This window comes from Cryobacterium soli (assembly GCF_003611035.1).
Classification (GTDB): Bacteria; Actinomycetota; Actinomycetes; order Actinomycetales; family Microbacteriaceae; genus Cryobacterium; species Cryobacterium soli.
This window is the reverse complement of record NZ_CP030033.1, coordinates 2,643,168-2,655,608: the sequence shown is the minus strand read 5'-3', so window position 1 is coordinate 2,655,608 and position 12,441 is coordinate 2,643,168. Positions and strand designations below refer to the sequence as shown.

Here is a 12,441-nt window from a genome sequence, read left to right as displayed (position 1 = left end):
ATCAACCGGGCAGGCCGATGCGACGTTCGCCCGAGCGCAGCTGCTGGATGACCACGGCCAGCACCAGCAGGGCGCCCTTGGCCACGTTCTGCCAGAACGAGTTGACGCCAAGCAGCGTCATACCGTTGGTGAGGATGCCAAGCAGGATCACCGCGAGGATGGTGCCGGCGATAGTGCCCTTGCCGCCCTTCAGGGCCGCACCACCCAAAGCGGCCGCCGTGATGGCCTCGAGCTCAAGTCCCTCCGAGCCGGAGACCGGCTGCCCCGACCCGGTGCGCGCAGTGATGAGCACCCCGGCGATGGCCGCAACGGCGCCCGTGGCCACGTACACACCGATGAGGTAGCGGTTGATGTTGATACCGGCCAGACGGGAGGCGATGTCGTTGCCGCCGACGGCGTAGATATTGCGGCCGATGCTCGTGTACCGCAGCACCACGTGAGCGAGCAGGGCGATGATCACGAGCACCAGGATCAGCGTCGGCACACCCAGGATGGAGCCGCGGGCGAGGAAGACAAAGAAGCCGTCGGCACCGGTGTAGCCCTGGGCGCGGCCGTCGGAGATGAGCTGCGCCACACCCTTGTAGGCGGCGAGGGTGGCCAGCGTCGCGATCACCGGGTTGACCCGGCCGAACACGATGATGCAGCCGTTGAGCAGGCCGCAGAGCATCCCGATGCCCACCGCCCCGACCACGCCGAGGAACGGCCCGGTGGCGGTGAAGATCATGGCCGACGACACCGAGGTGAGGCCGGCGATCGACCCGACCGAGATGTCGAGGGCGCCCATGATGATCACGATGGTCTGCACCACGGCGAGCAGCCCCGAGATGGCGATGGCAGTGCCGATCACGCGCAGGTTGCCGACGGTGAAGAAGAGCGCGTTCTGGCTGCCGATGACGGCCACGACCAAGGCGATGGCCATGAGCAGGGAGATGTTCTGCACTCCCACGACCTCCAGCACCCGCCGGAAGACGCCCGGTCGGGCACCGGTCTCGATGGGAGGCTGCGACCGCAGTGTCGCGGTGGACTGTGTTGTGGGCACCGGAGTGCTCCTTTCCAGGGGGCGGCTCATGAGAGGGAGGTGCTGAGATCGGGGTCGGCGGCAGATTCGTCCATGGCGAGCGCCAGGATCTGCTCTTCGGTGACGTGGTCGCGGGCGAGTTCGCCGGTGATGCGGCCGCCCGCCATCACATAGATGCGGTCGGAGAGCCCGATCACCTCGGGCAGCTCGCTGGAGACCACGAGCACGGCCACACCGGCCTGGGCGAGTTCGTCGATGATCGCGTAGATCTCCGACTTGGCGCCCACGTCCACCCCGCGGGTGGGTTCGTCGAGCACCAGCAGACGCGGATGCGTGGCCAGCCACCGTGCCAGCACCACCTTCTGCTGGTTACCGCCCGAGAGATTACCCACCAGCTGTTCGCTGGAGGGGGTGCGGATGCCCAACCGTGCGATGTACTCGGCGGCGAGAGCCTTCTCGTCGGCGGCTTTCACGAAGATCCAGCGGCTGAGGCTGCGCAACCGGGCGAGCGCCACGTTGTCGCGCACCGACCGCTTGAGCAGCAGGGCCTCGGCTTTGCGCTCCTCGGGGGCGAAGCCGATGCCGGCGGCGATCGCATCCGCCGGCGCCTTGAAGCTCATAATGGTGCCGCCCATGAGCAGCTCGCCGCTGTCGACGCGGAGGTCGCCGACGATGGTCTTCATCAGTTCGCTGCGGCCGGCGCCGACGAGCCCGGAGACGCCGACGACCTCGCCGGCCTTCACCTCGAGGTGGATGTCGGTGACGTGGCTGTTGGTGACGCCGCGGAGCTCGAGCACGGTCTCCCCCGGTACGACGGGGTCGCGGTGGAAGAACTGGGAGAGGTCGCGGCCCACCATCATGCGCACCAGGTCGTCGTGGTTGGTGTCGGCGGTGGTCTTGGTGCCCACGAACTTGCCGTCGCGCAGCACGGTGATGTTGTCGGAGAGTTCGAAGATCTCCTGCATGCGGTGCGAGACGTAGCCGATGGCCACGCCCTCGGCGCGCAGCTGGCGGATGAGCTTGAACAGGATCACGACCTCTTCGTCGCCGAGGGAGGAGGTGGGTTCGTCGAAGCAGATCACCGAGGGGCTATCTACCAGGGCCCGCATGATCTCCACGATCTGGCGTTGCGCGGGCGAGAGGGCGCTGCCCAGGGTCTCCGGGCGGATCACTTTCTCGAAGCCGTAGCGGCGGAGGTCCTCGTCGGCGCGGGCGAACAGGGCCGCCCGGTTGAAGATCAGGCCCTGCCGGCCGAGCGCGCCCACGTAGATGTTCTCGGCCACGGAGACGTGCAGCAGCACCTCGGGTTCCTGGGCGATGACTCGCAGGCCGGCGAGCCGGGACTGCCGGGGATCGGTGAACCGCACCTCGGTGCCGGCAAGGGTGAGCGTGCCGGCATCCGGCTGCAGGTCGCCGGTGAGGATCTTGAGCAGCGTGGACTTGCCGGCGCCGTTCTCGCCCATCAGGGCGGTGACCTCGCCGGCGCGCAGCTCAAGTTGCACGCCCTGCAGCGCGCGCACCGGGCCGAAGCTCTTCTCGATGCCCGCGGCGCTGAGCATCACGGTGCCGGGCGGCGCCGGATCGATGCCGGATGCCGCCGGTGCGATTGTCTTGACCATGGCTGGATGTGCCTTTCGGGTGGCCGGGTGGCTGAGGTGCGGGGAAAACTGGGGTGAAGCGGGGGGTTGATCGTGGTGCGCGGGGCGGGGCGACAGGGTCGTCCCCGCCCCGGTCAGTCAATCGAGCGGAGCAGGTCGGCCTAGGTGCAGACCACGCCCTTCTCTTCCCAGTTGTCGGCGTTCACGATCTCGGTGTTGGCGATCGACACGGGCGGCAGTGCGGTGCCGTCGCGCAGCAGGCCCACCATCGAGTTGATGGCGGCCTTGCCCACCTCGGCGCCGGAGATGAACAGCGACGCCTTGTTGCCGGTGTCCTGGCCAGCGGCCCAGTCCTTGCAGGTGAGGTACGCGCCCAGGCCCACGCCGATGATGTTGGCCGGAGCCACACCGGAGTTCTGCAGCGCGGTGACGACGCCGGTCTCGCTCTCGTCGTTGCAACCCCAGACGACCCAGTTCTTCACGCCGGCGTTGGCGGTGATGATGGCGCCAGCCTTGTTCTGGGCATCCGTGGCGGAGTTGTCGGTACCGATGTCGACGACCTCGGGCATGTCAGACACGGCCTCGCCGAACGACGCAGCGGCGCCCTCGACGCGCTGGGTGCACGCGGTGAGGTCCTGCTTGTACGCGGAGATGATGCGGGTGTCGGCGGCGTTCCAGCCGGCCTCGGCGTAGAGGCGGGCAGCCTCGCCACCGACGAGTTCACCCATCGAGGTGCCGTCGAAGCCGGAGAACGGGGCCTCGGCGCCGCTGGCGTCGGCGATGATGTCGTCCGACGCCATCAGCGGGATGCCGGCGGCCTTGGCGGCCTCGATCACCTGCGGGCCGATCTGCTGGTCGGGCACCACGATGACGATGCCGTCCACCTTCTGGGCGATCACGGAGTCGAGCTCGCTGATGGCCTTGTTCGAGTCGGTGCCGAGGTTCACCACCTTGATGTCCACGTCGCCGAGTTCGGCTGCGGCAGCCTTGGCGCCGTCGGCCTGGTCGACGAAGTACTGCTGGTCGCCCTGCTTCTGCAGGTACGCGATGGTGAGCTTGCCGCTCTTGGGTCCGGCCGCGGCCGGTCCCTCGGTGGTCTCCATGCCCGACGAACAGGCGCTGAGTCCCACGATCGCGATCATCGCGACGGCGAGAGCGCCCATGCGGCGGCGCTGCCGGGTCGAGCTCCTACTGATTACATTCATGCTGTGTTCCTTCTTCCCTAGGTTGCTCATCAGCGTCACTGCCGGTGAGGGGCGGCCGCCGAAGCGGCCGAAGCGGTTGAACTCGCGGTGAGTTCGCCCAATTTGGTGCGCAGGGTGTGCACGTAGGTGTCGTGCACGCTCTGGGGATCGTCGTGGAAGAGCAGCATCGCTGGCAGCGATGTCGCGAAGTAGTCGACGCGGGCGGGCGTCACCGCGAGCTCGACGAGGTAGTCGTCGAATTCGTCAACGAGCGTAACCGCCGCACCGTGGTCGCCGAGCCGGCGCAGGGCACGAATCGAGAACAGGGTCTGCTCGCTGAAGCGACGGGTGCTCATGTCGATGAAGTCACCGGTGGCGTGTGCGGCCAAGGTCCAGGCCGCGCGAGCGCCCTTGTCGTCGCCCGCGGCCAGCAGGGCCTCGCCGAGCAGCCAGTGCAGATCGGCCGAGTTGGCGAGCGGATGCCGGGCCTCGCCGAGCGATTCCGGCGGCGTGATCGCGGCGTGCACGTGCTCCAGCGCGGCGGCCGGGTCCCCGTCGGCGAGGGCCTTCTCGGCCAGGGCGGTGCAGGCGTTCTGCCAGGCCAGGAGCACCTGGCCTTCGCCGCCCTCCCAGGGCTGGAACACCCGGCCGAGCATGAGCTCACGCGCCTCGCCGGCCCGGTCGACGGCGGTGAGCAGGCCGGCGTGCACGACGGTGAGGTCGTCGCGGCGGCCGGCCAGCTGCCGGTGCGCCTCGAGCCGGTCGAGCCGGTCGGCGGGGGCGGCACCGGTGCGGGCGAGCAGCTGGTCGTATTCGTAGAGCAGCTTGGCGTCCTGCGGCGCATGGCCCACGGCGGTCTGGAAGTGCTTGAGGGCGGCGGCCGGGTCGCGCTGCACGTTGTAGGCGGCGATACCCAGGTTGCGGTGCACGAGCGCGGCGGTGGCGGCATCCGGGGCGTGCTCGGCGGCGGCCTGCCACACGGTGATGGCGTCGGTGTAGCGCTTCTTGTCGTAGTACCAGGAGCCCAGCAGCGTGGCGGCGCGGGCGTCGGTGCCGTCGGCGACGAGGGCCGCCTCGAGTGCGGCAACATCGGCGAGCCGGGAGGGCAGGCAGTGCCGGGCGTCGGCGGCACGGGCATCCTGCCGGGCGGCGGCGGCCTCGGCAGGGCGGCCGGCCGCGTCGAGCAGCCGGGCCCGGTGGTAGTGCGCGAGCGGCGCCACCTGCACCTGGCCGAGCGCGGTGTCGGTGGAGGCGCTCACGGCGGTCGCCAGCAGCTCGATCGCAGTGTCGGTGTGCCCGGTCTCGGCGTACTCCAGGGCCACGTCGAGAAGGGTGGGCGCGTCGGTGGACAGCTCGAGGCCGGCGAGGTGTCGGGTCCACTGGTCGAGCGGGTCGCGGGCCAGCTGCTCGGCCAACACTCGGTCTGCCTCGGCGACGGCACCGCTGCCCCGCAGGGTGAGGGCGAGGAGCGCGTTGGCCTGCAGGTGTTCCGGGTTGTGGCGCAGCAGTTCGAGCAGCGCGTCGCGGCTGGCGGTCAGGTCGCCGGCGCGGGCGTGCAGCCGGGCCAGGGCGTGGCCGGCGGGAACCCGCCAGGCGTCGTTCCAGGTGGCCTTGGCCAGGTAGTCCTTCGCCTCGGCGTCACGCCCCTGGTGCACGAGCGTGATGCCGAGCCGGTAGTGCGCCTCACCGTCGGCGGGGTTGGGCACCCGGGCGAGCAACCGGTCGATGGCAGTGCGCAGGTGCGCCTCGGCATCGGCGTGCCGGCCGGCGCGTTCCCGCCGGGCGGCCAGGGCCACGTTGCAGCGCACGTCGCCGGGGTCGCGGCGCAGGGCCTCCTCCCAGTACGGCTCGGGGGCGCGGGTGGCGTGCCGGTACTGGTCGAGGTACTGCCCGGTGTAGAAGAGTTCGTCGATCGAGGCGATGCTCGCCGGATCGGCCGGCTCGGTGGCCGGGGCGGGGGTCACGGTGTCCTCGGCGGGATCACGCGGGGTCCAGGTGACGAGCACGGTGCCGCCGTCACGCACGGTGAGGGTCAGTTCGCTGGCACGGTACGCGCCATCAAGGCTCAGCTCGTGCCGGTAGGCCTGGCCGGGGGCGAGATCGGCGGTGGCGGTGAAGACGACGCGACCGCCGGCATCCGTCAGCTCGATGGTGGCGCCGGAGACGACCCGGGTGGCGGCCACCCCGATCACCACCGTCGTGCCAGCGTCCGCACTTGCGGTGACGTCGAGGCGCACGGCGGCGTCGCGGGAGGCCTGGTGGGCGGCGCCGATGCGGGTGATCGGGTACCAGAACTGGCTGAAGGTCTTGGTCTCGCCGGGGGCGATGAAGCTGAAGTCGGGCTGGTTGTCGGTGAACGCGCCGGCCATCAGCTCCACGTAGGGGCCATCGCCGTCGGTGAGGTTGCGGTCCCAGGCCCAGCCGAATTCGGCGTTGCCCCAGGTCCACTGCTTCTTGCCCGGTGCCATGGTGTGGTCGGCCCAGTACACGAAGCCGGCCTCGAGGCCGTGGTCGTAGCCGCCGAAGAAGTCGTCCTGGGTGGCCACGACCATATAAGAGGTAGGCACCGGGATGTTGCGGTACCAGTCGAGCCGGTCGCCGTCGGGACGGTCGGCGGTGACCTGGGCGGGATAGTCGACGCCGTAGTAGTGGCCGTCGACGGCGGGGAAGGTGGCGACGGCGCGCTTGGCGTGGTCGGCGACGAACTCCACGTCGGTGGGGAAGAACGACTGGTAGTCGTCGTTCACGGCGGCGGCCACGTTGGCCCACCAGAGGAAGGTCTGGGTGGCATCGGTGCGGTTGTAGAGGCGCACGCGGGCCTCGACCACCGAGCTCTCGGGGCGCAGGCGGATGCCGTGCATGCCCTTCATCCGGTTCATCGGGTCGTGGTCGCTGCACCACACGGTGATGGCGCCGTCGGCCTCGCGTTCGATCTCCCAGTCGGTGGGCAGGAACGTTCCGGGCCGGTGGTGCTGGGGCCAGTTGAACTCGACGCCTCCCGAGATCCACGGGCCGGCCAGGCCCACCAGGGCGGGCTTGATCACGTTATTGCGGTAGAAGAAGTCGTAGTCGGCCACCTTGTCGTAGCCGATGTGGATGCGGCCACCGAGCTGCGGCAAGATCACCAGGCGCACCCACTCGTTCTCGAGGTGGATGGCGTCCCAGGCGTAGGGGCGCTTCTCCTGCTCGATGCGCTCGTGGAAGGGCAGCGGGTAGACCTTGCCCGAGGAGCCCTGGTAGACGCGGTTCTCCAGGAAGGCGGGGTAGTCCTCCGGTTCCACCGGGAGGTAGGTATCGATGATCAGGGGCTCGGACCAGGCCGCGACCTTGTCGCCGGCGAACTCGGCCGGAACGGGCGGAAGCTCAATCGTCGACTCCCCATCGGTGACCGGGGTTTCGCCGTCAATCGGCGGAATCACGCGGTCAGGCGTGGCGGGGAAGTCGTTCTCGGCTTTGAGCATGGTGCAACATTACGAGGCACTTTCACGGATACGTAGGAGATTTCTCCGGGCTTTCTGGACGAAACGCTGATTTGCCGTCACACTGAGCGGATGACGATCGCCGACGGTTTCCCAGGCCAGCGCATGCTCGTGCTCCCCCGCCCCCGGGTGCGGGAGGCCCTGCAGCAGCCCGGCACCTCGCACCTGGTAGTGACCGACTGCGGCTACTTCCCCGAGGCGCACTCGCACGGCCGGGCGCGTGCCACCCCGATCTCGCAGGCCGTGATCATCGTGTGCGCCAAGGGCAGCGGCTGGTGCGAAACACCGGCCGGCCGCTTCCCGGTCACCGCCGGGCAGGTGATCATCCTGCCGCCGGGGCATCCTCACTCGTACGGCTCGAACGAAGACACCCCGTGGACGCTGTGGTGGCTGCACGTGACCGGCCGCGACCTGCCGGAGTTCCTCACCGCCGCCGGCATGACCCCGGACGCGCCGATCCGCACCCCGTCAGACGTGTACCGGGTGGTGGCGCTGATCGCCGAGGTGCTGCAGTCGATGGAGCGCGACACCACCACCGCGAGCCTGCTCGCGGCCGCCGGAGCCGCCTGGCACCTGATGGCCCTGCTCGCCTCCGATCGCTCCACGGGCGACGGCCGCTACGCCGCCATCGACCGCGCCGCCGAGTACCTGCGCACCCACATCGACGACCACGTGAGCGTCGCCGAGCTCGCCGCCATGTCGCGTCTGAGCGGCTCCCACTTCGCCGCCCTCTTCAAGAGCCGCATCGGCTACCCCGCCCTGCAATACCAAGCCCAGCTACGGATGGCCCGGGCCCGCGAACTCCTGGACACCACCGACCAATCCATCGCCGCGGTCGCCGCCGCCACCGGCTACCCCGACAGCTTCTACTTCGCCCGCCAGTTCAAGAAGGTGCACGGGGTGACGCCGTTTGGGTACCGGGGGCAGCGGAAGGGGTAGCACCATCCCGTACCTGCAGCACGCATGTGGATCCGTTGGTGATGGCGCCATCACATGCGGGGCAGGGCAGCGGGAATAGGTGAAGACCGGAAACTTCCTGCGCAGCACGCCGGCTAGGCAGATTTCCGGGCTGCCCTGGTCGACGACCAGCTTCGTCGCAGCTCACGTGGCCGCCGAGCTGGACGATGATCTCAGCGCGATGTCGGCCTGGTGGACCAACGATTGGGACCGTCACTCGGCCGTTCTACTCGACGGCGCGAATGGCCCGTTCCGGTTCTGTGACCGCGCCCGAAGACACCTCTTCGAAACTAAGGGCACCGTCTCGGCCGTGGCCCGACAATGTGGAAGTGTTCGGCCTAGGGACTCGTAGGGACCGGGAAACCAGCAATGGAATCTCTAGCGCGATGTCGTAGCCTTGCCATCCCAGAGACCTTGCACGGTGCCGAGAGCCATTGCTTCCCATTGGCCGCCGAGAACGTATAGCCCGCAGCCCCGCAGCCGCCATGTCACGGTAGTCAGTTCAAGAACGAGAGTCACCATGTCGTCGAAACTTACTGGCATGGATTCTGCCATTTCGTCGGGCTGGCGCGTCAGCCGCGCGAGTTCCCATCCTTGGCTTAAAAGGTCTTCCCGTAGGAAGTCATGCATGTACCGATTTCGCTGTTTGTACACGGTTTCCGCTGCAGCTATCGCGTCCAGGACCGCTAACCGAGTGCTCTCCTCTAAGTCGACATGTGCTCTAGCGAGCTGAGAGCAAGAGCGCACATTTTTACTGAAGTTGTCCGGCGCATCCAGATAGGCGTCTACGTTGTGATGTCCATGCAGCGCCGAATTCACAAACCTAAGCGCGATATCAAGACTGGACGTCTGCGCCACTACTCTGCCTAGCAAGAAGATTCTTTGGTCGGCTGCCGTAAGTTTCTTTACTGTTTCTAACTCCATACTGCGCATAGTGGCAGATCCTGGCTCTCGATCTACGAAGAAGGGCGCCGGAGCGTTGATAGAGCTAGCGTTCTCGGCCTTCATCTCTCAAGCTCGTTGGGTCGGTTACGCATATCAGTAGCCTCGCGGCCTTGACGTTCAGGCCGCCGCGGCCCAGCCGTTCACGCTTCTGCTCGGCCTGGCGGGCGAACTCGGCGCGAAGGGCCTCAACAGTCGTCGCCTGTGGCGTGGCAGGGCCCGGTGGCAGTAAGCGTCCGACAAGGGATCCCCTACCGGGCGCATTGGGTCCAGTGTCTAGTTGGACGGGAGCAGCTCTGATTATGTGTCAGGCGATAGGGGGCGCAGTCGGCAATTTCCCCTCCTTCGCCAGATAACCGAGCAGTGCAGCGCCCACGACGGCTCCGGCTGCGATGGCGACAACCTTCGTGAGGGTGCGCGCGTTTGACTCCCGCACGTCCTTCTCGACATCACCGACCTGACCGACCATCCGCTCACCGGCCTGCATGAACTCCAGCCGCTCCTGCGGGGTCAACCCCTCCCGGTCGAGCTCACGCTTGACCAGATCGATGATCTTGTCTGCCGTGTCTTTGTGTCGTCCTGCGCCTCGGTCGCTCGCTACAAGAAAGTCACTTAGGCCCTCCCTGAGCGCGCGAAATCCTTCGCCTGCGCGCTCGGCCATATCCGGGTCCAGTCGAAGCTTTCGCAAGACTGGTTCAGCATTCTTGATCAGCTTCTCTGCTTCTTCTAGAGAAGGCTCCGCACGCCGCTCCTGCTCTTCCGACTCAATAGCCGCTGCGGGCTCCTCGTCGAGCTGCGGCTCTTCGTCCTCGTCGGCCATTACGCCCCCCAAAATCTCGGTCCTGCGCTCATGATAATGGGTGCTCTGACTGTGGGTGCGAGGGCCCGGCCACACCAATGTAGGTTGATGACGTGACGCACACCGGGCCCAGTCCTTTCCTCTACGAGGATGACGTTGTGCGAGCGGTGATCGAGTACCTTGCGGCTGACGGGTGGACAATCGATTCGTTCGCGTTAAGCCATCAGCATGGGGACGACATCGTTGCCAGTCGTGGCGCGCAGCACCTGATTATCGAAGCAAAGGGTGACGGCAGCTCGAAAAGCAATTCGGCTCGATTCGGCAAGCCATTTACCCGCAATCAGGTCAAGACTCACGTGTCCGTCGCGGTCGTCCGAGCCATGCAAGTCGCATCGACAGGGCTGGCTTTTGCGGCGGTGGCCTTGCCCGCTTCCGAGTTCCACCGCCTCGAAGTCGAGCGCATTGCCCCTGCCCTTCGATCGATTGGGATTTGGGTCTTCTGGGTCTCACCCGCCCACTTGGTTGAGGTACAGCGGGATCATCAACGACGGCCGAGCTGAACGGATCCCGTGATTCGTCCTCAAGGGCCGGATCGTGCGGCCTCAACGAGCTCGCCCAGCGGCAGGTGCGGCCATTGGGGCAAGCAAGCCGAATTCGGTTTTGGACAGGGCCGCTCTGGCGTCGGCGGCGTGCTCACGTTCCGAGCGATCGCGCCTGTGTCCACGATGCGATGCTGGACCGCTTTGGTGCCTCTCTGGACTGTGTCCTGCGTGCTGAAGGCGCCGGATGGATCCGTGGTGATATAAGCCGAGTCGCGCGGACACCGCGTGCAGCACGATGGTGAGCTCGCTCTTCGCCGCAAGCCCCGATCGGGCAGGCCGACCATGCTGCCCGGGGCGACCCGCAGGTCGGGGGCGAAGAGTGAGAGAGGGCAGCGATCAGCACAAGCGATCGATCAGTCCTTCAAGGCGTAAAGTTGCGATCAAGCACTAGCTGAGAAAGAGATGACAGTTGCGGCTGAGACAAGTCCCCGGAGACCGCTGATTGAACGTCGCACACACTAGGCTTCGATTCTGTTCTAACGTCAGAGGACTTACACCGTTGCGCTTGCGAGTGTTCACCAACTGCGCCGGTAGAGCGCTTTCTACAGCATGTATTAGCCCAATTACAGCTCCATCGATGTCAAAGTCGGATGGGCTGTTGCTATCACGTTCGGTGGTTCTTCAAGTGAAGTTGTTTGCGCCCTATGCTTCTGAGTTCGAGGCCTTCGTAGACGCGAGTCTCGGGTACGACGACGCGCCAGAAAACGCGAGTGGCCACTTCGACGGACCCGCCCCCTATGAGGCGCTTAGAGCGCTTATCCCGGTGAAAGACTTACGCGCTGCCGGCGTGTTCTTCACTGGCCCAGAACTCGCTGAAAGGCTTTGGTCGCCGACTCTAAGCAGTCTGACGGAAACGTCGATCGTAGTGGATCCCGCATGCGGCGCTGGGGACCTCCTGTTTCTGCCTGCGGCGCACCTGTCAAGGATGCACCCCCGGGCATCGATTACAAACCAGATTCGTGGCGCGGATCTTGAAGACTCATTTCTCAGAACTGCGCGCGCCCGCCTGAGGAGCGTGCACAGAAATGAAGACTTCAGTCATTTCATACTTCGAGACTTTCTTCACAGCCCGGATGTTGTGCGCGACGCCTCACACGTTGTCATGAACCCCCCGTTTTTCGCAACGACGGCGCCCGACACTTGTGATTGGGCAGCGGGAAAAGTGAACAGCGCTGCGCTTTTCGCGATGCAAGCTGCCGAGTCCATGGCCCCTGGGTCGAGACTGCTTGCGATTCTCCCCGATGTCCTTCGCAGCGGAGCCCGATACGCGAAATGGCGAAGCCGACTCTCCGGCCTTGGCCAGTTGATTCGAGTTCAGGCGCTCGGGCAGTTTGATCAGCAGACTGACGTGCACGTCTTCGTTCTCGAGATGATCATTGGTGCGCCCAACTTTGATGGCGTTACTGCTGCAAAGTGGATGGCATCTGCCTCATCGCCCGTGAAGGTATCCGATTTGTTCGAGGTTAGAGTAGGCCCAGTTGTCCCGCACCGCGACCCTGAAAGCGGCCCATCGTCCCTCTATCTGACCACCAAAAATCTCGCTTCGAGAAGTCACCCCCACCAGAGGCGTCAGTACAACGGAAAACTATACAACGGACCGATGGTCCTAGTCAGTAGGACGTCGCGTCCAGGTCAGCTCCCTAGAGCTCGAGCAACTCTGTGGCTCGACGCAGCACCAGTCGCAGTAGAAAACCATCTCATTCTTCTCATGCCACTCGACCAAGAGGTGGCCACCTGCTTGCGTCTGCGTGATGTTCTATCGGATCAACGGACCAGCGACTACCTCGACGAGAGAATTCGATGTCGCCACCTTACGGTTGGTTCCGTTCGTGAAATCCCGTGGCTAGAAGCGGCGGCTTGAA

The 12,441-nt window shown here is 66.2% G+C and carries 10 protein-coding genes; 4 read left to right on the top strand and 6 right to left on the bottom strand.

Annotation, left to right across the window (positions count from 1 at the left end):
* Position 1 precedes the first annotated feature (1 nt).
* From DOE79_RS12240 to DOE79_RS12225, 4 genes are all read right to left on the bottom strand, one after another.
* Positions 2-1,039, bottom strand: coding sequence for an ABC transporter permease (locus tag DOE79_RS12240; RefSeq protein WP_198418635.1), 1,038 nt, complete (start codon positions 1,037-1,039; stop codon positions 2-4).
* Between the two features lie 26 nt (positions 1,040-1,065).
* The gene (locus tag DOE79_RS12235; RefSeq protein ID WP_220094220.1) at positions 1,066-2,637 is read right to left on the bottom strand and encodes a sugar ABC transporter ATP-binding protein; all 1,572 of its coding nucleotides are present in this window, start codon (positions 2,635-2,637) and stop codon (positions 1,066-1,068) included.
* 140 nt (positions 2,638-2,777) lie between these two features.
* Positions 2,778-3,821: a substrate-binding domain-containing protein gene (locus tag DOE79_RS12230; protein WP_220094219.1), complete on the bottom strand. Its 1,044-nt coding sequence runs from the start codon at positions 3,819-3,821 to the stop codon at positions 2,778-2,780.
* A 35-nt stretch (positions 3,822-3,856) separates the two neighbouring features.
* Positions 3,857-7,261 (bottom strand): DUF5107 domain-containing protein, encoded by a 3,405-nt coding sequence (locus DOE79_RS12225; protein WP_120338724.1) that lies wholly within the window; start codon positions 7,259-7,261, stop codon positions 3,857-3,859.
* Between the two features lie 90 nt (positions 7,262-7,351).
* On the opposite strand from DOE79_RS12225, the gene DOE79_RS12220 reads away from it, so the two are divergent.
* Positions 7,352-8,218: an AraC family transcriptional regulator gene (locus DOE79_RS12220; RefSeq protein WP_120338723.1), complete on the top strand. Its 867-nt coding sequence runs from the start codon at positions 7,352-7,354 to the stop codon at positions 8,216-8,218.
* A 199-nt stretch (positions 8,219-8,417) separates the two neighbouring features.
* Positions 8,418-8,588, top strand: coding sequence for a hypothetical protein (locus DOE79_RS21165; RefSeq protein WP_425455723.1), 171 nt, complete (start codon positions 8,418-8,420; stop codon positions 8,586-8,588).
* 26 nt (positions 8,589-8,614) lie between these two features.
* Here the strand turns inward: DOE79_RS21165 and DOE79_RS20560 are convergent, their stop codons facing one another.
* The gene (locus DOE79_RS20560; RefSeq protein WP_162942731.1) at positions 8,615-9,094 is read right to left on the bottom strand and encodes a hypothetical protein; all 480 of its coding nucleotides are present in this window, start codon (positions 9,092-9,094) and stop codon (positions 8,615-8,617) included.
* Between the two features lie 391 nt (positions 9,095-9,485).
* Complete coding sequence (locus DOE79_RS12210) at positions 9,486-9,998, bottom strand: hypothetical protein (RefSeq protein WP_120338721.1); 513 nt, start codon at positions 9,996-9,998, stop codon at positions 9,486-9,488.
* A gap of 92 nt (positions 9,999-10,090) precedes the next feature.
* Between DOE79_RS12210 and DOE79_RS12205 the strand changes: the two genes are divergently transcribed.
* Together DOE79_RS12205 and DOE79_RS21160 are read left to right on the top strand one after the other, a co-directional pair.
* Positions 10,091-10,537, top strand: a complete 447-nt coding sequence (locus tag DOE79_RS12205; protein WP_120338720.1) for a hypothetical protein — start codon at positions 10,091-10,093, stop codon at positions 10,535-10,537.
* Positions 10,538-11,156: 619 nt separating this feature from the next.
* A complete protein-coding gene (locus DOE79_RS21160) occupies positions 11,157-12,440 on the top strand; it encodes an N-6 DNA methylase (protein ID WP_120338719.1) in 1,284 nt (427 codons plus the stop codon).
* The last annotated feature ends 1 nt before the right edge of the window (position 12,441 follow it).